The sequence below is a fragment of the Bacillus sp. GW823-FHT06A11 genome (assembly GCF_058795355.1).
Genome location: NZ_JBXAHS010000001.1, coordinates 61,982 through 83,758, shown reverse-complemented (window position 1 = coordinate 83,758; position 21,777 = coordinate 61,982). Strand labels below are relative to the sequence as shown.

Sequence of the window (21,777 nt, the reverse complement as noted above, 5' to 3'; positions counted from 1 at the left end):
TGTTTTTATAAAAATCTGTACTTTTTCGTAACATTCTGTACTTTTAATTATAAATTAAAGACAAGCTTCTCTTATTTAAAGATTGAAAGCGCTTTATAGATTTTTCGTGAAATTTTTACCTAGCCTATTTTTGAGATTAGTAGTGGGAAAGGAGATATTTCCATGTTCTTGAGACAATTAACAAAAAACCACTTAATCACTATTGATTATTATGATTTAAATCACCGGTAAACGAAACAAACATAATAGTACAACAATGTTAGTGGATAAAAATATTAGTTTGCAGAAAGGGGTAGAGCATCCGTTTGTATAAGCGTTAAGTACTTCAAAATTTCAGTTTTACGGTTACATGTTGTGATGTTTGCTTAAACAGGCCAATACGATTAATATAGAAAATTTTTATCCTTGTTGTATTTGAATATGAAAGAGGTATTTGTAACAGGAAATATAGGTGATTTTATATAGATTATGATATACAAATTTTGGCATGGAGTGATGATATGGAAAGGCTTTTTGTAGACTTAGTCGGATCAACAAATGATTTTTTATGGTCTAAATTATTAATTATTATGCTTGTTATTTGCGGAATTTATTTTACATTTAAATTGAATTTTGTACAGTTTCGAATGTTAAAAGAGATGGTTCGTGTATTAATGGAGGGGAAAAGTGGTTCTAAAGATCAAATCTCTCCTTTTCAAGCGTTTTGTATTGGTATGGCAGCCCGCGTTGGAACAGGGAATATCACAGGAATTGCGATTGCAATTGCATTAGGTGGTCCTGGAGCTGTATTTTGGATGTGGATTATTTCTATTATTAGCTCGGCATCCAGTTTTGTCGAAAGCACATTAGCACAGATATATAAAGTAAAAGATAAAACTGGTTTCCGTGGTGGTCCATCCTATTATATGGAAAAAGGGTTGAATAAACGTTGGATGGGAGTATTATTCTCTATTTTAATCACAATTACTTTTGGTCTTGTATTCAATTCAGTACAATCAAATACAGTTACAATTGCTTTTCAAAACTCATTTGGTACAGATCGTCTAACAGTTGGGATAATCATGGCCATTGCTTTCGCTGCGATTATTTTTGGTGGTGTACAACGTATTGCAAAGATGGCTGAATACAAGGTGGTATTTTTAGCGGTATTATACATTGGAGTTGCATTATTTGTTGTAGTTACCAACATATCAAAAATGCCGGAAGTTCTTTCTCTTATTGTTCAAAACGCATTTGGTTTTAAACAAATAGCAGGCGGTTCAATTGGTGCAGCACTTATGAATGGAGTTAAACGCGGTTTATTCTCAAATGAAGCTGGTATGGGAAGTGCACCAAACGTTGCTGCAACAGCAACAACAAGTCATCCGGTGAAACAAGGACTGATTCAAGCATTTGGTGTATTAACGGATACACTGATCATTTGTACTAGCACTGCCTTTATTATTTTGCTGTCTGATGCATATAAACAACCGGGGTTAAATGGTATTGCACTTACACAAGCAGCATTAAGTGAACACATCGGTTCTTGGGCATCGGGTTGTCTTGCTATCTTTGTTTTTTTATTTGGATTTGGTGCGTTAATTGGCAACTATTATTATGGTGAAACAAACATTCGCTTCTTACATACAAGTAAAGTGTGGTTAATGATATACAGAATAAGTGTGTTGGCTATGATTGTATTTGGTTCTGTTGCAAAGATTCAAATTGTATGGGATTTAGCGGACTTATTTATGGGCTTTATGGTTATTATTAATTTAATTGCTATTACCTTACTTTCAAAAGTAGCATTTGCGGCGTTACAAGATTATATAAACCAGAAAAAAGCTGGTAAAGATCCTATTTTTTATAAAGAAAACATTAAAGGGCTTGAAAATATTGAATGTTGGGATAGTTATGAGAAAACTTCAAAAAAGAAAAGTGTGTAATAAGAAGGATATTCAGACTGCAATATGTCTGAATATTTTTCTTGGTTCTAGTGCAAATAGTATTGATTATAGTAAAGAAAAAATCATTCTATATAAAGTTAATAGTACGGGGGAATATGATTAAATGATAAAGGAATCTAGCGTTCAAGTTGATGGGCAAGAAAAAGTTTGCTTAGATCAATGGGTAGCTCATTATCGAGCGTATGCAGCTAAGGGACGAAGCGCCAGTTATATTCCCGCTCTGGGGGAAATAAATGTATCGCAGTTAGGTATTTGTATAGTAAAGCCAGATGGAACAATGATAAAATCAGGAGATTGGGAGATACCTTTCACATTACAAAGTATATCAAAAGTAATCGGTTTTATAGCCGCTTGTTTAAGTCGTGGTATTTCTTATGTATTAGAACGAGTTGACGTAGAGCCAACTGGAGATGCCTTTAATTCAATTATTCGTTTAGAGATACATAAACCAGGAAAACCTTTTAATCCTATGATCAATGCTGGAGCGATTACGATAGCTTCACTTTTGCCAGGGACATCGGTGCAAGAAAAATTAGAATCTCTATACGTATTAATTGAAAAAATGATAGAGAAGCGTCCCGCTATTAATGAAATAGTATTTCAATCAGAATGGGAAACCGCTCATCGTAATAGAGCATTAGCATACTATTTAAAGGAGAATGGTTTTCTAGAATCAGATGTGGAGGAGACACTAGAGGTTTACTTAAAACAATGTTCGATTGAAATAAATACTGAAGATATTGCCTTAATAGGGCTTATACTAGCACATGATGGATATCATCCTATTCGCAAAGAACAAGTGCTCCCTAAAGAAGTAGCTAGGTTAACAAAAGCTTTAATGCTTACTTGTGGAATGTACAACGCTTCTGGAAAATTTGCTGCTTTCATTGGATTACCAGCTAAGAGTGGGGTATCCGGCGGAATTATGACACTTGTTCCCTCAAAATCTAGGAAGGATTTATCGTTCCAAGATGGATGTGGTATTGGTATTTACGGACCGGCCATTGATGAATATGGGAATAGTTTACCAGGAATTATGTTGTTAGAACATATTGCAAAAGAATGGGATTTAAGTATATTTTAAAAAGGAGCACAGATATTTTGGTGTAAGAACGATTCCAAAAGTGTTCAGACCTTATATTGTGTCTGAACATTTTTGAGTTATAAAGTATCTTTCTAAAGTAGAAGGGTGTAATGAATACTCACAATCTATAATACTTTCGTTTATATCTTATTTATCAGTTTTTGAAAAAAATAGAGTAAGTATTGTATTAATGCAAATAGGTTTGTATACTGACTGTTAGGCGAAAGTGAGAAGTGATTATTTTGAATCTTAGTAATTTAGTAAAAAAAGACATCTATATTCTCGTTTTAATGATACTTACAGTACCCTTAGTAGGTGAAATAAAGTCATTTCCTTTAAATGAAACATTTAGAATGAGCTTTGGTGCACCAACATTTTTCTTTTTTTTGTTATTGTTTCGAAGAATTCCAGCATTTTTACCGGGTTTTTTAACAGCGATAGTCGTTGTAGTATTTCGTATCTCAATGGATGTCATTATAAAGGGAAATATGGATTGGCTAGCCGCTTTTCATACTCACTATCCTAGTTTTTTCTTTTATTTTACTTATTCGTATCTCTTTCATTTAGCAAAAATTAAACGTTTTTATCATCAACCACTAATGATTGGTTTTATTGGTTGCATGATTGAAATAATGTCAGACTGTGTGGAATTAATGATTCAATATTTCGTATTAAAAACATCAATCACATCCGAGGCAATAAATGAGATCATTGTTATCGCATGTTCCCATAGTTTTATAGTTCTAAGCTTTTTCAATATGATGAAATTGTATGAAGCGCAATCAAGGGAGAGACACATAAAGAAACAAAATGAACACATGCTCATGCTCATCTCTAATTTATATGAAGATGCTGTTCATTTAAAAAAAACATTACAAGATGCTGAGAATATAACAAAAAAATCCTATGATTTATATAAAACCTTAGACTCTTTTGAGCACAAACAGATGGATTTTCAGTTTGGGGATTTAAGGCAACAGGCATTACAAATTGCTGGTGAGGTCCATGACGTTAAAAAGGATAACCAACGTATTTTTGCGGGGCTTTCAAAACTAATTTCTGATGAAAGTTTTACAGATTATATGTCTGTACATGAACTAGTAAATATCATTATACGGGCAAATACGAAATATGCACGGTTGCTAGAGAAAGACATCCAATTTGTGTATAAAATTGATGGTGTGCATCCTCATTATCATATTTACACAATCTTATCTATTATAAATAATATCGTTACAAACGCTGTAGAAGCTATCCAAGGTATGGGAACCATCACAATTGACATTAATAAAGACCACCATTTTGTTGAATTTCAAATAGGCGATAATGGTCCTGGTATTTCTTCAAAATATAAAGATTCAATTTTTGAGCCTGGGTTTACTTCTAAATATGATGATTTAGGCAATCCATCGACAGGTATCGGATTATCGTATGTTAAAGAAATGGTCGAACAACTTGAAGGTGATGTTACGCTTGAGGACAGAACCGAAGGAAAAGGATCAATTTTTATAATTAGATTAGGGATTGATCATATAATTTCGAAAGGGTGATTCTATGTATTTTTATATAGTAGATGATGAAAAAGCGGTTCGCTCAATGTTGGCTCAAATTATCGAGGATGAAGATCTTGGGGAGGTTATAGGTGAAGCTGAGGATGGTTTATCTTTAGAGCAACAAATGCTAATCCTTAAAAATATAGACATTTTATTTATCGATTTGTTAATGCCGATTCAAGATGGAATAAAAACAATCCGTCAAATAAACCCTTCGTTTAAAGGGAAAATCATCATGGTCTCTCAAGTAGAATCAAAAGAATTAATTGCTGAAGCTTATTCGCTTGGTGTTGAATACTATATTATTAAGCCAATTAACCGGATTGAAGTATTAACAGTTGTTCGGAAAGTCATTGAACGAATTCGTTTGGAAAAATCAATAAAAAACATTCAAGAATCGCTTAATATGGTACTAAAATTGGATAGTAATTCAAGTGCGCAAGAAAAATACCGTAATGAAAAACATTTAAATACTTTTAATCATTTTCAAAATTCCATTCATTTTCTTTTGTCTGAATTAGGAATAGCCAGTGAAAGTGGAAGTAAAGATTTAATGGATATGCTAGATTATTTATATAAATATGAACAAGATAACACGTTGGAACAAGGCTTTCCCTCACTAAAAGAGATTTTTATGAATTTGGCTCAAAAAAAACTTGGGGATTCAGCTGAAGATGCCGAATTAAAAAGGTTCATAGAAGCTTCCAAACAACGGATTCGGAGAGCAATTTATCAATCATTAAACCATTTAGCATCCCTTGGACTTACTGATTTTTTAAACCCGAAGTTCGAAAATTATGCTTCTAGATTTTTTGATTTTACTACCGTAAGGAGAAAGATGACAGAATTGAATAATGAACCAACATTACCTGCTCGTATTGATACGAAAAAATTTATTCAAGTTCTTTATTTTGAAGCAAAACGAATACACTTGGAGCTAAGATGATAAACTCTTGCTAAGTATTATTTTCAATTGATAGATTGATAATAGTTTTTCTTTTTATTCTCCTTTATTTCATATTAGTTTTAAAATCAGAAAATTCCGTATCGATTTGGTAGAAGTGTATGAACTTAGAACAAAAGAATATGTATTTTTTATTTTTTTAAACATTAATATTCATTAAAAAAAACGAGTATTTTCACAATAAAATATAAATACATAGTAAGTTGAATTTAAAAAAAGATGCTATCTTCTAGCATCTTTTTTTCTTTAAGAGGAAATATCATTGATCCTTATATTATTTGAAATTCAAATGCGGGCATATAAATAACGGAAAAGGAGATAATATTTAACAAATTATAATTGGAAATGGTATTTTAGGTCAGAAATGTTTTTATACTAATTAGGTTATTGGTACTAAACAAGCATAATGTCTCGCTTTTCTGCTCTTTAATCTTATCGTTATTTTTTATTAAGTACATATCGTTTTTTAGAAATCTCAATCCTAGCAGAGTATATAAATTGGGTGATAAAAATGTGGAACATAATTACTTCTTATCTTCCAGATTGGAAAGTCTTTGTACAAGCTTTTATCTTGTTTTTAATTCCGTATACTATCTCAAGAGTTTTTCATTGGGTTCGTATGTCAGAGAAAGAGTGGGAAGAATGAGTTGGTGGAAGTCAAGAGACAAACAAGTGGAAAAAAATAATATTCAAAGTAAAACGAAACAAGAGCATAAACCTTCTCAAAATGCAATCGTTCATTTCACAAATGATTTTGCCTCTAACTTAGAACTTATAAAGCAACAAATCGGACATAATTCTGATGTTCGCTTTCGGAAGTTTAATATTGGACGCACAGATATTCAGGCTGGGATCGTTTTTGTTGATGGCCTATCAGATAAAGAGATAATTGACAAACATATTATGAAATTACTAATGGATGATTTTTCTGATGAATATAAAAATGAATCTTCTTATGTGGAGGGGACTGTTTCAAAAGAATATATTAAAAATAAAGTTCTTACAATTAGTGAAGTAGCAGAAGTCCATTACATAAAAGATTTAATACCCAAAGTATTGATAGGTTCAACAGCTCTTTTAATTGATGGTTTAGCAGATGTGTTTATTCTTGGTACAACAAAAGCAAATAAACGAAACATTGAAGAACCAGTATCGGAGGCATTAGTCAGAGGGCCACGGGTCGGTTTTACTGAAGTATTAAGTGATAATACCTCACTTTTGCGACGACATTGTGCGGATGAGAGTTTATCATTAGTAAAGCTACCAGTAGGAGAACGTGCAAAGAAAGAGTTAGTTGTCGCATTTATTAGAGATCTTGCTAGTACAGAATTGGTGGATGAAGTAAAAAACAGAATTCAGAAAATTGACATAGACAGTATACTCGAATCTGGTTATATAGAGCAACTCATTGAAGATAATTATCTAAGTCCTTTTCCACAGATTCAAAATACAGAACGACCTGATCGTGTTATTAGTGCTTTAATGGAAGGTCGAGTAGCTATTTTGTTAGATGGAACACCATTTGTTTTAATTGCTCCAGTTACATTTAGTATGCTGCTGCAATCACCAGAAGATTATTATGAAAGGTGGCTTCCTGGTACGCTTCTCCGCTTATTACGCTTCATGACAGCTTTTGTTTCATTATTTGCTCCAGCACTGTATATTTCTTTTATTTCATTTCATCCAGGATTAATTCCCACTAAGCTCGCTATTTCTATTATCGGATCGCGAGAAGGAGTTCCTTTTCCCGCTTTAATAGAAGCGTTAATTATGGAAGTAGCTATCGAAGTTTTGCGAGAAGCAGGTTTACGTCTGCCTAAACCAATTGGACCTGCAATGGGAATTGTGGGCGGTTTAATAATTGGTCAGGCTGCCGTAGAAGCAGGAATTGTTAGTCCAATAATGGTTATCGTTGTTGCGGTAACAGCTATTTCTTCTTTTACTATTCCACAATATAGTGTAGGAATTACGTTACGCATTCTTCGTTTTGTAGCTATGTTTTGTGCTGCGATATTTGGTTTGTATGGAGTTATTCTCTTCTTTCTTTTACTTTGCAGTCATTTAGTGAAACTGAAAAGTTTTGGCGTTCCTTATACCAGTCCTGCTGTTCCATATCGATTCAGTGACTGGAAAGATTTTATGGTTCGCATGCCATTAAAAATAATGAGACGTCGACCAAAAATAATGCATACCAAAAAAAATATCCGCAAAAGGTAGCTGATGACGAAAGGAAGTGGCCTTCAGTGATTACTAAACTTAAAGACCGAATAACAACTTCACAGGCAGTTGTTATTATTGTAAATTACATACTTGGGACAGGAATTCTCACTCTGCCTAGAGCATCTGTGGAAAAAGTGAAAACACCAGATGTATGGATAAGTGTGATATTAGGTGGAATACTGGCAATGGTTTCAGGAGTAATTATGGTCAAATTAAGTCAGCAGTTTCCAGAAAAAACATTTTACCAATACAGTCAAGATATTGTAGGGAAATGGATAGGCAGGTTGCTTAGTTTTCTTATTATAGGGTATTTTCTTACAACTTCAGCATTTCAAATTCGTTCAATGGCAGAAGTAATAAGCTTTTTTTTGCTCGAAGGAACCCCCACATGGGCTATTGTTATGCCTTTTATGTGGATAGGTCTCTATTTGATTATGAGTGGTATTAATTCAATTGCACGGATGTTTGAAATAATATTTCCTATTACTGTTTTTATTTTTTTAATCATTTCCTTTATGAGCATCGGAATATTCGAGATAGATAATCTCCGTCCCGTATTAGGTTTGGGAATTAAACCAGTATTAGATGGGATAAAAACAACGTCTCTCGCATATACAGGTCCTGAAATTATGTTAATTCTTTTGGTATTTATGGAACAACGAAATAAAGCAGTAAAAGCTATTTTAGTTGGAATTTCTATTCCGTTAATCTTTTATGTAATAACTGTTGTAATGGTCATTGGTGCATTATCAATTGATGGGGTTGTAACAAGAACATGGCCGACAATTGACCTTATGCGCAGTTTTGAAATTTCTGGATTGATATTTGAACGTTTTGAATCTTTACTGCTTGTAATATGGATTATGCAAATATTTGCTACCTATACGATTAGTTATTATGCAGCTGCATTAGGATTAGCGCAACTCTTTAAAAAGAGTATTCATCCGTTTATTTTTGCTTTGATTCCAATCATTTACATCATTGCTATGACTTCGAAAAATATAAATGACTTGCTTAAATTGGGGGATATGCTCGGTAATGCTGCTTTATTTTTATTTGGTTTACTGCCACTGCTTCTTCTTATTATTACGCGATTAAAAGGAGGAGTAGTGTGAAAAATAAATTTAATTATATGCGGTTCTATTTTGCTTTGTTATGGACGCTTTTGCTTCTATTTTTAACAGGATGTTGGAGCAGTAAAGAAGTAGAAGAGTTGAGTTTAACTGCAGGTATAGCACTAGATAAAGGGAAGGATTCAACAATTGAGAAAGAGGATGAGGAAGGAGGTTATCCTAAAAGAAATCTTATAACAGCTACTTATCAAATTGTTAGTTCGCAAGCACAAAGTAAAGGAAATGGACAACAAAAACGTTATATTAATGTTTCTGAGACAGGTGATTCCATTCATCAAATTGTTCGTGAGTTTTCATTGAAAAGAGAGAGCACAATGTTCAGCCCACATTTAAAAAACATTGTTATTAGTGATAGTCTTGTACGTACATACAGTTTAGAACAATTACTTGAACAGTATCTCCGTGACAATGAAGTTCGGCTTAGCTGTATGCTCTTAATTAGCAAGGGGCTAGCGAAGGAGGTACTGGAATCAAACAAAAAAGGAGAAATTCCAGCATTTCGTTTGTCTGGAATTGCAGATAATAGAAATAGAACAACAAGGATTTTACCTCCTGTATCGCTCGCTAAATTGGAAGGAAAGATGCGGTCAGGGTCCAGTTTTCTTTTGCAAAATGTAATCTCGATAAAAGGGGAAACAAAATTTGCAGGAGCTGCTGTAATTAAAGGGAAGACAAAAAAGTTGATGGGCTTTTTAAATGAACAGGAATTGGAAGGAGTAGTATGGATAAACGGAAAAAGGAATGGTGGTGTGGTAAAAACTTTTGATAAAGAATCAAAGAAACTCATTATATACGAAATAAAGTCAATAAAAAGCAAAATCATACCACATGTTAACGGAAATAATATTTCCTTTGATGTAAACATTGAATCAGTAGGGCGTTTGTCTGAAAATTGGATGCAATCAGGAAAAGATTTTGAAAATGAATTTTTAAAAAAGGAAGAAAAAGCTATTGAAAAAGAAGTAAAGCACTTAGTACATCATGTTACAAAAAAAATACAAAAAGAATATCAAGTCGATATTGCGGGTTTTGGCAACCAATTAAGAATTAAACACCCGAGAACATGGGAGAAAGTCAAAAAAGATTGGGATCAAACATTTAGTAAAGTACCGATTAAATATCATATAAATGTAACTATACAAGATTATGGAGCGTCAAGTTTAAAACGATGAGATACCTTAATTGAAATTATATTTGAATCAAAACAAAAAGTTATAAAAGTTTTAATTTGAAAATTTTTGTAACTTTTTGTTTTTTTATGTCCTTCTTATTATAGATTAAAGAAATGATTTTATCCCGCTATTTGCCGGGCAGTAAGACTCACACCTCAAAATTCAGCGAAAGCAAAGAAGTTATTAGAGGTATATGTAAGCTCTATATAGGAAGGAGAATTTTGAAATTCTATTGATAAACCAAGTAATTGTAATAGCCCTTATTTAGAATAATAATTTCAAAATCAATAAAATTTAGAGTAGAAGGAGCAAGAGCAAATTATTATGAATAAACAAATAGGTTTTATCGGATGTGGAAACATGGGTATTGCTATGATAGGTAGGATGATTAAAAAAAATATAGTTTCTCCAGATCAAATAATTTGTTCAGATTTAAATGTCATTAATTTAAAAAATGCTAGTAATGAATATGGCATAACTATAACTACTAACAACAATGAAGTCGCTAACAGCGCTGACATTTTAATTTTATCAATCAAACCAGATTTATACTCATCGGTAATTAACCAAATAAAAGATCAAATAAAAAATGATGTAATCGTTGTAACAATTGCTGCAGGAAAAAGTATTAAGAGCACTGAGAATGAATTTGGTAGAAAGTTGAAAGTTGTTAGAGTAATGCCTAATACACCGGCACTTGTTGGAGAAGGAATGTCTGCGTTATGTTTTAATGAAATGGTTACAGAAAAAGATATAAAAGAGGTACTGAACATATTTAATATTTTCGGCCAGACGGAGGTCATAAATGAAAAACTAATGGATGTTGTTACATCTATTAGTGGTTCTTCTCCAGCATATGTGTATATGTTTATAGAAGCCATGGCAGATGCTGCTGTACTTGGCGGTATGCCGAGAAAACAAGCTTATAAATTTGCGGCTCAGGCTGTATTAGGTTCTGCAAAAATGGTATTGGAAACAGGAATACATCCAGGTGAATTGAAGGATATGGTTTGTTCTCCAGGTGGAACGACGATAGAAGCTGTAGTAACGCTAGAAGAAAAAGGTTTAAGAACAGCTATCATTTCAGCTATGAAACGTTGTACGCAAAAATCTATGGAAATGTCTAGTTTAACTAGTAAGTGAGAAGCGAATTTATATAATATTTCAAATCTATTTAATGTAAAAGAAATATTATGAGGCTAGTTAATAACTAAGTAAATTTATATACAACACTAACGAGAAGAACAAACCTTATTTTAAAGGGGATACAGAAAATATGAGTAATTTACTAAAAAAGAAATCCGTTACACAATTGTTAGAGCATAATCAAAGCAAGACTTTAACGAAAACATTAGGAGCATTTGATTTAATTATGTTAGGGGTAGGCTCGATAGTTGGAACGGGTGTTCTTGTGTTAACTGGATTAGTAGCAGCAAGAAATGCTGGTCCAGCAGTTGTTTTTTCATTTATACTTGCGGCAATTATATGTGGATTTATAGCATTATGTTACGCGGAAATTGCTTCTACACTCCCGGCGTCTGGTAGTGTATATACGTACTCATATGCAACAATTGGTGAGTTTGTTGCTCATCTAGTAGGTTGGTCATTGCTGTTAATATATATCGTGGCAACAGCGGCTGTCGCTGCTGGATGGACAGGCTATTTCCACAATTTAATAAAGGGATTTGGATTAGAGATACCTAAAGCTCTAGTAACGATTCCTTCGCATGGTGGTATTGTGAATCTACCAGCGGTAATCATTACATTGATATTAGCATGGATGTTATCCCGTGGTACGAGGGAAAGTAAACGAATCAATAATACAATGGTATCGATTAAAATTGGAATGATTTTGTTGTTTATTACGGTTGGTATATTCTATGTAAAACCAATGAACTGGATACCAATTGCACCATACGGTTTAAGTGGAGTCTTTACGGGTGGAGCAGCTATTTTATTCGCTTTTACGGGTTTTGATATATTAGCAACTTCAGCAGAAGAAGTAAAAGACCCGAAACGTAATCTTCCGATCGGTATTATTGCATCATTAATCATATGTACAATTATTTATGTTATGGTATGCCTTGTTATGACAGGAATGGTTTCCTATAAAGAATTAAATGTCCCTGAGGCAATGGCTTATGTAATGGAAGTTGTAGGACAAGGAAAAGTCGCTGGTGCAATTGCTGCAGGTGCTGTAATTGGCCTTATGGCTGTTATTTTTTCCAATATGTATGCGGCAACACGAGTATTCTTTGCAATGAGTCGTGATGGATTGTTACCGAAATCATTTGCGAAAGTTAATAAGAAAACTGGAGCACCCACTTTTATAACTGGATTGGCAGGAATAGGGAGCTCTATAATAGCTGGGTTTATTGATTTGAAAGAATTAGTTAATTTAGTTAATATCGGTAGTTTGGTGACGTTTGCGTTAGTTTGTCTATCAGTTATTATCCTTCGTAAATCACACCCAAATTTAAAACGTGGATTTATGGTACCTTTTGTACCTGTATTACCATGCGTTGCAATTGTATGCTGTGTGTTTTTAATGCTAAATTTACCGTTAAGGACATGGGTGTACTTTAGTATTTGGATTACTATTGGGGTAGTAATATATTTCCTTTATTCGATAAAACACAGTAATTTAAATGAGGAAACGATCTCGAAATTACATGATAAAATTGCGAGATAATAACGATCGAAAATTTTATTAATAATCATATTGATAGTTGAGTAACATAGAAACAGTTTTTTGACATTTAGCAAGAGATAAAATAAGAGATGCTAGGGCAGCTAAGTACTTTTTTAGAAACCTTGCTTGTTTTTTACGATTTAAAACCGCTAAGGAGAGAGAAGTATGAGTGAATTGCATTTTATGAGTATAGAAGAATTGGATAATAAATTGAAAAAATCTGATAGTGGTATTTATTTCATTAAAGATTATAATGACAATATTATTTATGTAGGCAAGGCTTTTAGTATAAAAAGTAGAGTATTAGCTCATTTTAATAGTTATTCCAATATTAAGGAATATGTACATTTATTTAATAAAGTAGCGTATCTCATTGAAGATAGTTTGTTAAAACGCTCATTGTTACAAGTTACTTATATGATTAAATATAAACCAGTATTAAACAAAGAAGTCCAAAAAGAATTCCCAGAGTTATATACTCAATACATTAAGCAAACAAATAAAAAATCCATGTTGTTAGAAATTAATGAAGCTAAAGAAAAAAGGGATGAGTTAAAGAATAGATTAGTAAAATTAGTAGGCGGAAAAACTATGTTTTATGACATAATTTCTCTGTTAAACAATGGATATAACTATCATGTTCTCGCAAAAGTATTGAGCATAGAGCTTCAAACTTTAATTATAATGAAAGAACACCGAAATAAATTCCCGATACCACATAATTATAAGAGGACAATAAAGCATCAAGATATAATGTATGCTTTATCTGGAAAAAAGAATTAAGTACTTCAAGCTTAAACACTTAACTTTAAAGTACTTAATTCGTTGCTTTTGTAGCTGTTATTGTTATATTGAATGCAATGTACATTTGTGTTTCAAATTTAATTGGTGGAATAAGGGGAGGGAAAGGGTTCCCATAAAAATACTAGAAGAAATTAGGTTACTCATACGTAAATAGCATAATTAGGCACATGTTATTTATAAATATTCAAAGATACGAAAGTAATACAAATGAAATTCTTATTTCTGCTACTACAAGTACTATTGAGCAAATGAAGTATGAAATTGCTTTTGAACTAAGAGTCACACTGGGACCTGATACATCACATCATCTGCAAATGGTTCGAATCGGTGGAGAGATTACAAAACGCTTAGTTTGAATGGCTGAAAAACAGTTAACAGGTCAATACAGATTACACTAAGAAAATAATCCGTATATATACGGATTATTTTTCCTTTAATTTACAAAAAAATAAATTTCGAAATTGAAAAAACCTCTCAGATTCCTTTGTAATAATCTTTTTTAGTTGTGTTGATGACATAGGTATCAAAAGGTGATAAATTCGATACGAACGATGTATAAGCCCTTAAAAGGGTTTTGATGTTATTTGTAATTTTAATTCCATAATACTTAAGCCGATATAATAAAATGTTTTATGTCTAAATCGATATAAAGGAATAGTTTTTAAGTGATATTTCTTTTTTATAGAATAAGCAAAACCTGATATTGTAGTAATTATTGATTTGAGGTCAATTTACTGTGCACCTTGGTTATTGAAGTTTTTTGTTGATTAACAACTATTGTATTTGGAAATTATTAATAAGTTTATCTCGCTATTTGCCGGGCAGTAAGACCCCACCTCAAAATTCAGCGGAAGCAAAGAAGTTAGGTGGGAGTCTTACTGCCCGTAAAAGCCCGATTGGTGTGGGCTAATAATCAGTGGGGGATGAACAAAACCCCCACTGATTAAAGTTTCACTTTATGTGATGTGGTAATAAAACTATCTAGTTTGCTATTCTTAGTATTTGTAAAGTCTCTATATTTTTTCCTCTTTTGTGGAAAGTAAAACTAATGTTACGACCAGTAATATAGTGTCATTTTTTGAATATTCCATTCGTTTTTTATTTTTATTTTTAGTTGATGAAAAGACCTTTCTCTCAATTAAATGTTTAATTGAGCACTTGAATTTCCTCCACCTTGTACTTTTCAAAACATAGTGTTTCAAAAATAGCCGTATCGCTTTCATCTTTTTCCGATTTCACGACTTCTTTATTATCTTTTTCTAAAATTTGGAGCAAAATAGTTTTTCAGTTTCATATTTAAATTAGCAGTATTTATTTTTTGAATTCAATTTGTATAAATGATTGAATTGGAACTTTGACTGTTGTTTCTTGCGGTGGTACAGTATCTCCTGTTACTTTCGCTTTATTTTAAATCTTTTTCCAGCTTGGTCCTCGCATTGACTACCACTGTATTTTGTAGTACTTCACTGTTTTCTCAAGTTCAATAATTATATCTTGTAGAATTAAGAAAAGAACTTAGCTTATTTCGTTTACTTATCTACTCTGATATTTAGATGCTAACTACAATTAAATAATATATGATTTTTATAAAAAAGATATAGTAATATTTTGTTGTGAATTGTACTAATTTGATATTTTATAGTATTATTTGTCGTGAATTATATATAACAGAATATATTTTATGGATCTATAAAGGAGAATGTAATGAATACTTCTATCGATATACAACACTTATGTGATCTTGCACATAAAGCATTTAATGCCCCTGTACATATTTTATCTGCAGACAGAAAAATTTTATATCATTCTACATCTGATAATGTTTGTAGTCCTTTTTATTCTTCAAAAGAAGAACATCTTACTGATATTTATCAAGAAAACGATCCCTTTAACTTGCCACTTTTCCGAAGTAACAACTATCTTGAAAATTTTGTTCTAATTCATATAGAAAATCATGATGATATTAAAGGGACTATTATAATCGGTCCTACTATACATCCAAAAGATTCAGATGATATGATCATAAAATTTCAGAAAGAATTTAAATCAAATGATAACATTCAAGAAAGACTTGCCTATTATCAGTGTTTATCTGAGATTAAAAAAACTACATTAATTGATATGGGAATTTTATTACATTACATGATTTTCAATGAAAAGTTAGATGTAGATATTGTCTTGGAAAAAAATAAAGTACTAGAGGAAGTTCCTAATAAAATTGTGAAACCGGATTTATATATTTTAAAACGCCGACAAAACAAACCTAAAACGCACAATATGGCATTAGTAAATGATTTCTTTTCGACTATTAAAGAAGGAAATAAAAAAAAGTTAATACAGTATATGTATGCGGTTTCACAAGAAGATGTTGAACTTATGCTAATAGAGGATCCGCTCAGGAATCAAAAAAACCTTGGAATTATTGCGATTACCTTAGCCACTCGATATGCAATAGAAGGAAACCTGCCACCAGATATTGCTTTTGCTCATAGTATTTTATATATACAAACCCTGGAACAATTAGATAATGTAGAATCTGTAAAGCGATTGTCAGGGGATGCTTTACGTACCTTTGCAGATCGTGTGAAAGAATACAATGCAAAAAAGTATTCTTACGCGGTTACTACATGTATAAAACATATTAATAAAAATGTTTACGATGGAATATCTCTGAATGAACTTGCTAATCATTTAGAAATTACGCCTACTTATCTGTCTAAACTATTTAAAAAAGAAATGGGAATTACTTTAAGCGAATATATTCAAAGGGAACGAGTGGAAGAAGCAAAGAAATTATTAACACTCACTACTTATTCGTTATCAGATATCTGTGCTTGGCTTAACTTTAATGACCAAAGTTATTTTATAAGAGTTTTCAAAAAAATCACTAGTATGACTCCTAGGCAGTACCGTGAAAAATATACAGTAATATAAGCTTGTTATCTACTGTCTCCAATGTAAAGACTTAAACATGGGTGTAAGTATCCCAAAAGATGAAAATACTGAACTTATTACGCTAGAAAGAGTTTGTGATTTGTCTAGAAAAAGAACTTGTATTCAAATAGACGTATGAGATTAACCTGATATTATCTTGTTAGCGGAACAGTTTCAATTTTTATAACAATCATGTGCTGAATTTATAGGTATAGTTTTATTTTAGATAAACACTAGTCTGACGTCAGCTCAAACAAATAGCTCTTGAAGGTTTAATAAACACATATGTGAGCAAAAGCTCAATGGAAATCTTTGTACCATATTGTTAATTTGAAAAAATACACTAACCGTTATTTTGCTAAAGGAAATAAAAATACAGAAGGCTGCAAAGTGTTCCAAGGAAGTTTTGCAGCTTTTTTGTGATTTAAAACCTATGTTTATAACGATGATAAGTTTATAGACTAATATCTTCATATTAGATATTTATTAATGTTTATATTAGGATATCTCGTGAAAAAAATCAATAATATAACATATATTACTAAATATATCTACATTTTATGCAATTATACATAACTAAATAAAGGTAAAAAAGTATAAAAAAACCTATTATATTATTCTATAAGTATTTTTTCTAAAATAAAATTTCTTGGTTGAGCTAAAATAGTTATTTTTAACCGTATACACATTAATTTGTAATCATTACAATTACAGAAATGAAATTTACAAATAACTATATTTATATAATTTTTTTCGGTTCATATTTTTATTTAGCAGTAAATTATCGAGCATAATCGACAAAATTTTTCTATTTACGCATTAAAAATTTAATGTTTTAATGAACAACATAACTGGTATGACCAGACAGAAAGGAGAAGGTTACGCTAATAGGAATTATAGTGAAGTTATAAGTAACATTATGTTGGGAATATTTTTCTGAATAGTCTTTTTGTTTATGAGAGGTCAAGAATCAAATTGGTAATAAACGTGTTCTAAGTTTCTGCATAACAAAAGTGAAGTTATTCCGCAATAAAAGTATAAGCAATGTACAGTATAATTTCACCTTTTGTTGTCTAGTAAGGAGTTTGCTGACAAAACTAAGAGGGATATTATCAAATTGAAATTAAACAATGTTATGACAAGATTAACTGTAAGCATTGGTTTATTGATCCTCACGATTCTGTAAGTTAAACCGCAACTTTAGGAAAGAATTAATAATTTACTACTCATAGGGTGCCTGATTCAAATATAGTTAATAAATTTTTGTTATTTATATTTTAAAAAATAGAGTATCGAAATGAGAGATAAATAAAATCCTTACATCCTATTAGAAGTAAAAAACAACGATATTAACGTATCTGAAAGATTTCTCCTTCTTCTCCAGTTTACAAAGAGAGCGGTCGTACAAGTTATATGAATTAAGTTATAAAAACAATGGTAAAGGAGTGTACGGAATGAAAACTAAAATAATGACAGGATTTTTAATAACATCCATTGTAACTGGAGCAACTATTCCTATCAATACTCTCGCAACACCAATCGTTCAAGCAGAAACTCAACAAGAAAACATGGATATTTCTTCATCATTACGAAAATTAGGTGCGCAATCTAAATTAATCCAAACGTATATTGATCAATCTTTAATGAGTCCTAATGTACAGCTAGAGGAAGTCCCAGCTTTAAATACCAATCAATTCCTAATCAAACAAGATATGAAGGAATGGTCATCGGAACTCTATCCACAGTTAATTCTATTAAATTCAAAAAGTAAAGGATTTGTAACAAAATTTAATAGTTATTACCCGACATTAAAATCGTTTGTAGACAATAAAGAAGATAGAGAAGGGTTTTCGGATAGACTTGAAGTACTTCAAGAAATGGCTATGACGAATCAAGAAAATGCGCAACGACAAATCAATGAATTAACAGATCTTAAATTACAGCTTGATAAAAAATTAAAAGATTTTGATACTAATGTGGCAACTGCGCAAGGCATACTAAGTACAGATGGAACAGGAAAAATAGATCAGTTAAAAAATGAAATATTAAATACCAAAAAAGCAATTCAAAATGATTTACAGCAAATTGCATTAATACCAGGGGCTTTAAATGAACAGGGATTTGCTATATTCAAAGAAGTTTATAGTCTTTCAAAAGAAATTATTGAACCAGCTGCTCAAGCAGGGGTGGCAGCGTATAACAAAGGAAAAGAAATTAACAACTCTATTCTAGAAGCGGAGAAAAAAGCGGCGCAAGAAGCGACAGAACAAGGTAAAACTGCTCTAGAGATTGAATCAGCAAAAAAAGCAGCTCGTGAAGCAATTGAGAAAAGCAAACAAGGTGAAATAGCAGCCGCAGCCGCAGCAAAAACACAAGAGTATGACCTGATGAAGGTCATTGATACCGAAAAGATTAAGAAAACATTTGGTGTTTTTGCTGAAGTAAATAAATTAACAGCAGAACAGCGAGCATATTTAGATGATTTAGAGAAACAAAATCAAAAAATATATGATTTAACAACGAAACTATCAATAGCTGATTTACAAAAATCAATGCTTCTTCTTACACAAAATGATTTGCATACGTTTGCAAATCAAGTAGATGTAGAACTGGATCTACTAAAGCGCTATAAAGAAGATTTAAATCTAATAAAAAATAGCATTACAAAATTATCTACTAATGTTGATACAACTAACGAGCAGTCTCAAAAAGATACATTAAGACAATTAAAAAATGTAATAAGTTACCTTGAAGAACAAGTATATAAATTTTAATATTGCGTTTTTGGGGAATTCATAAAGATTATAAGCATTTAGCGAAAGAAGGAGAATAGTCATGAAAAAATTTCCATTCAAAGTACTAACTTTAGCTACATTAGCAACTGTTATAACTGCTACTACCGGTAACACTATTCATGCATTTGCACAAGAAACGACCGCTCAAGAACAAAAAGTAGGCAATTATGCATTAGGACCCGAAGGACTGAAGAAAGCATTGGCTGAAACAGGGTCTCATATTCTAGTAATGGATTTATATGCAAAAACAATGATTAAGCAACCAAATGTAAATTTATCTAATATCGATTTAGGGTCAGAGGGGGGAGAGTTGCTCAAAAATATTCACCTTAATCAAGAGCTGTCACGAATCAATGCGAATTACTGGTTAGATACAGCGAAGCCACAGATTCAAAAAACTGCTCGTAATATTGTAAATTACGATGAACAATTTCAAAATTATTACGACACATTAGTAGAAACTGTACAAAAGAAAGATAAGGCAGGTCTAAAAGAGGGTATAAATGATTTAATTACTACAATCAATACAAATTCAAAAGAAGTTACAGATGTGATTAAGATGCTACAAGACTTCAAAGGAAAACTATATCAAAATTCTACAGATTTTAAAAATAATGTTGGTGGTCCAGATGGGAAAGGTGGATTAACTGCAATATTAGCAGGTCAACAGGCAACGATTCCACAACTTCAAGCTGAAATTGAGCAACTTCGTTCTACTCAGAAAAAACATTTTGATGATGTATTAGCATGGTCAATTGGTGGTGGATTGGGAGCAGCTATTTTAGTTATTGCAGCTATTGGAGGAGCGGTAGTTATTGTTGTAACTGGCGGTACAGCAACACCGGCTGTTGTTGGTGGACTCTCGGCTCTTGGTGCAGCTGGTATCGGTCTAGGAACTGCGGCTGGTGTCACAGCATCTAAGCATATGGACTCCTATAATGAAATTTCTAACAAAATCGGAGAATTAAGTATGAAAGCAGATCGTGCTAATCAAGCAGTTCTTTCACTTACTAACGCGAAAGAAACATTGGCATATTTATATCAGACTGTAGATCAAGCGATATTGTCTCTAACAAATATTCAAAAGCAATGGAATACAATGGGCGCAAATTATACAGATTTACTGGATAATATCGATTCTATGCAAGACCACAAATTCTCTTTAATACCAGATGATTTAAAAGCCGCTAAAGAAAGTTGGAATGATATTCATAGAGATGCAGAATTCATTTCAAAAGATATTGCTTTTAAACAGGAGTAGAACTGAAATTTAAAACCTAAATTGGAGGAAAATGAAATGATAAAAAAAATCCCTTACAAATTACTCGCTGTATCGACGCTATTAACTATTACAACTGCTAATGTAGTTTCACCAGTAACAACTTTTGCAAGTGAAATTGAACAAACGAACAATGGAGATACGGCTCTTTCTGCAAATGAAGCGAGAATGAAAGAGACCTTGCAAAAGGCTGGATTATTTGCAAAATCTATGAATGCCTATTCTTATATGTTAATTAAGAATCCTGATGTGAATTTTGAGGGAATTACCATTAATGGATATGTAGATTTACCTGGTAGAATCGTACAAGATCAAAAGAATGCAAGGGCACATGCCGTTACTTGGGATACGAAAGTAAAAAAACAGCTTTTAGATACATTGAATGGTATTGTTGAATACGATACAACATTTGATAATTATTATGAAACAATGATAGAGGCGATTAATACAGGGGATGGAGAAACTTTAAAAGAAGGGATTACAGATTTACGAGGTGAAATTCAACAAAATCAAAAGTATGCACAACAACTAATAGAAGAATTAACTAAATTAAGAGACTCTATTGGACACGATGTTAGAGCATTTGGAAGTAATAAAGAGCTCTTGCAGTCAATTTTAAAAAATCAAGGTGCAGATGTTGATGCCGATCAAAAGCGTCTAGAAGAAGTATTAGGATCAGTAAACTATTATAAACAATTAGAATCTGATGGGTTTAATGTAATGAAGGGCGCTATTTTGGGTCTACCAATAATTGGCGGTATTATAGTGGGAGTAGCAAGGGATAATTTAGGTAAGTTAGAGCCTTTATTAGCAGAATTACGTCAGACCGTGGATTATAAAGTAACCTTAAATCGTGTAGTTGGAGTTGCTTACAGTAATATTAATGAAATGCACAAGGCCCTTGATGATGCTATTAACGCTCTTACTTATATGTCCACGCAGTGGCATGATTTAGATTCTCAATATTCGGGCGTTCTAGGGCATATTGAGAATGCAGCTCAAAAAGCCGATCAAAATAAATTTAAATTCTTAAAACCTAATTTAAATGCAGCGAAAGACAGTTGGAAAACATTACGAACAGATGCTGTTACATTAAAAGAAGGAATAAAGGAATTAAAAGTGGAAACTGTTACTCCACAAAAATAGGGAAATATTAATTCTGTTGTAAAGTGAACTAAAACATAGAAAGTCTATGATTACA

The 21,777-nt window shown here is 32.1% G+C and carries 16 protein-coding genes; 15 read left to right on the top strand and 1 reads right to left on the bottom strand.

Features of this window, described 5'->3' with window-relative positions:
• The first annotated feature begins 500 nt into the window (after positions 1-500).
• From AC1Q8L_RS00350 to AC1Q8L_RS00300, 11 genes are all read left to right on the top strand, one after another.
• Positions 501-1,925 carry an alanine/glycine:cation symporter family protein gene (locus AC1Q8L_RS00350; RefSeq protein WP_000440276.1) on the top strand — a complete coding sequence of 475 codons (1,425 nt, stop codon included), beginning with the start codon at positions 501-503 and terminating at the stop codon, positions 1,923-1,925.
• A gap of 124 nt (positions 1,926-2,049) precedes the next feature.
• Positions 2,050-3,030, top strand: coding sequence for a glutaminase GlsA (gene glsA / locus AC1Q8L_RS00345; protein ID WP_492339388.1), 981 nt, complete (start codon positions 2,050-2,052; stop codon positions 3,028-3,030).
• Between the two features lie 233 nt (positions 3,031-3,263).
• Positions 3,264-4,580: a sensor histidine kinase gene (locus AC1Q8L_RS00340; protein WP_025118707.1), complete on the top strand. Its 1,317-nt coding sequence runs from the start codon at positions 3,264-3,266 to the stop codon at positions 4,578-4,580.
• A gap of 4 nt (positions 4,581-4,584) precedes the next feature.
• On the top strand, positions 4,585-5,529 hold the full coding sequence (locus AC1Q8L_RS00335; protein WP_000274080.1) for a response regulator: 945 nt from the start codon (positions 4,585-4,587) through the stop codon (positions 5,527-5,529).
• A 660-nt stretch (positions 5,530-6,189) separates the two neighbouring features.
• Entirely contained in the window at positions 6,190-7,764 is a 1,575-nt protein-coding gene (locus AC1Q8L_RS00330; RefSeq protein ID WP_142317986.1) for a spore germination protein, read from the top strand.
• 26 nt (positions 7,765-7,790) lie between these two features.
• Positions 7,791-8,882 (top strand): spore germination protein, encoded by a 1,092-nt coding sequence (locus AC1Q8L_RS00325; protein ID WP_000628928.1) that lies wholly within the window; start codon positions 7,791-7,793, stop codon positions 8,880-8,882.
• On the top strand, positions 8,879-10,072 hold the full coding sequence (locus AC1Q8L_RS00320) for a Ger(x)C family spore germination protein (RefSeq protein ID WP_000790793.1): 1,194 nt from the start codon (positions 8,879-8,881) through the stop codon (positions 10,070-10,072). The genes AC1Q8L_RS00325 and AC1Q8L_RS00320 overlap by 4 nt, the downstream gene beginning before the upstream one ends.
• Positions 10,073-10,396: 324 nt before the next feature.
• A complete protein-coding gene (gene proC / locus AC1Q8L_RS00315) occupies positions 10,397-11,215 on the top strand; it encodes a pyrroline-5-carboxylate reductase (protein ID WP_001041313.1) in 819 nt (272 codons plus the stop codon).
• Between the two features lie 133 nt (positions 11,216-11,348).
• The gene (locus tag AC1Q8L_RS00310; protein ID WP_000067460.1) at positions 11,349-12,764 is read left to right on the top strand and encodes an amino acid permease; all 1,416 of its coding nucleotides are present in this window, start codon (positions 11,349-11,351) and stop codon (positions 12,762-12,764) included.
• 165 nt (positions 12,765-12,929) lie between these two features.
• A complete protein-coding gene (locus tag AC1Q8L_RS00305; protein ID WP_002094012.1) occupies positions 12,930-13,547 on the top strand; it encodes a GIY-YIG nuclease family protein in 618 nt (205 codons plus the stop codon).
• 188 nt (positions 13,548-13,735) lie between these two features.
• On the top strand, positions 13,736-13,924 hold the full coding sequence (locus AC1Q8L_RS00300) for an alpha/beta-type small acid-soluble spore protein (protein ID WP_000897404.1): 189 nt from the start codon (positions 13,736-13,738) through the stop codon (positions 13,922-13,924).
• Between the two features lie 790 nt (positions 13,925-14,714).
• Here the strand turns inward: AC1Q8L_RS00300 and AC1Q8L_RS00295 are convergent.
• Positions 14,715-14,843: a peptidase gene (locus AC1Q8L_RS00295; protein WP_071714849.1), complete on the bottom strand. Its 129-nt coding sequence runs from the start codon at positions 14,841-14,843 to the stop codon at positions 14,715-14,717.
• A 429-nt stretch (positions 14,844-15,272) separates the two neighbouring features.
• Here AC1Q8L_RS00295 and AC1Q8L_RS00290 point away from each other — a divergent pair, with 429 nt between their 5' ends.
• From AC1Q8L_RS00290 to hblA, 4 genes are all read left to right on the top strand, one after another.
• Positions 15,273-16,502 (top strand): helix-turn-helix domain-containing protein, encoded by a 1,230-nt coding sequence (locus AC1Q8L_RS00290; protein WP_001097913.1) that lies wholly within the window; start codon positions 15,273-15,275, stop codon positions 16,500-16,502.
• A gap of 1,454 nt (positions 16,503-17,956) precedes the next feature.
• On the top strand, positions 17,957-19,276 hold the full coding sequence (gene hblC / locus AC1Q8L_RS00285) for a hemolytic enterotoxin HBL lytic component L2 (protein ID WP_000850229.1): 1,320 nt from the start codon (positions 17,957-17,959) through the stop codon (positions 19,274-19,276).
• A 61-nt stretch (positions 19,277-19,337) separates the two neighbouring features.
• Positions 19,338-20,558: a hemolytic enterotoxin HBL lytic component L1 gene (gene hblD, locus AC1Q8L_RS00280; RefSeq protein WP_492339387.1), complete on the top strand. Its 1,221-nt coding sequence runs from the start codon at positions 19,338-19,340 to the stop codon at positions 20,556-20,558.
• A gap of 36 nt (positions 20,559-20,594) precedes the next feature.
• Complete coding sequence (hblA, locus tag AC1Q8L_RS00275; protein WP_000591969.1) at positions 20,595-21,722, top strand: hemolysin BL binding component B; 1,128 nt, start codon at positions 20,595-20,597, stop codon at positions 21,720-21,722.
• Positions 21,723-21,777 lie beyond the last annotated feature (55 nt).

Coding starts and splice junctions, on each gene's coding strand:
- AC1Q8L_RS00350 (WP_000440276.1), top strand. CDS start 501: ATGGAAAGGCTTTTTGTAGACTTAGTCGGATCAACAAATGATTTTTTA.
- glsA (WP_492339388.1), top strand. CDS start 2,050: ATGATAAAGGAATCTAGCGTTCAAGTTGATGGGCAAGAAAAAGTTTGC.
- AC1Q8L_RS00335 (WP_000274080.1), top strand. CDS start 4,585: ATGTATTTTTATATAGTAGATGATGAAAAAGCGGTTCGCTCAATGTTG.
- AC1Q8L_RS00330 (WP_142317986.1), top strand. CDS start 6,190: ATGAGTTGGTGGAAGTCAAGAGACAAACAAGTGGAAAAAAATAATATT.
- proC (WP_001041313.1), top strand. CDS start 10,397: ATGAATAAACAAATAGGTTTTATCGGATGTGGAAACATGGGTATTGCT.
- AC1Q8L_RS00310 (WP_000067460.1), top strand. CDS start 11,349: ATGAGTAATTTACTAAAAAAGAAATCCGTTACACAATTGTTAGAGCAT.
- AC1Q8L_RS00305 (WP_002094012.1), top strand. CDS start 12,930: ATGAGTGAATTGCATTTTATGAGTATAGAAGAATTGGATAATAAATTG.
- AC1Q8L_RS00300 (WP_000897404.1), top strand. CDS start 13,736: ATGTTATTTATAAATATTCAAAGATACGAAAGTAATACAAATGAAATT.
- AC1Q8L_RS00290 (WP_001097913.1), top strand. CDS start 15,273: ATGAATACTTCTATCGATATACAACACTTATGTGATCTTGCACATAAA.
- hblC (WP_000850229.1), top strand. CDS start 17,957: ATGAAAACTAAAATAATGACAGGATTTTTAATAACATCCATTGTAACT.
- hblD (WP_492339387.1), top strand. CDS start 19,338: ATGAAAAAATTTCCATTCAAAGTACTAACTTTAGCTACATTAGCAACT.
- hblA (WP_000591969.1), top strand. CDS start 20,595: ATGATAAAAAAAATCCCTTACAAATTACTCGCTGTATCGACGCTATTA.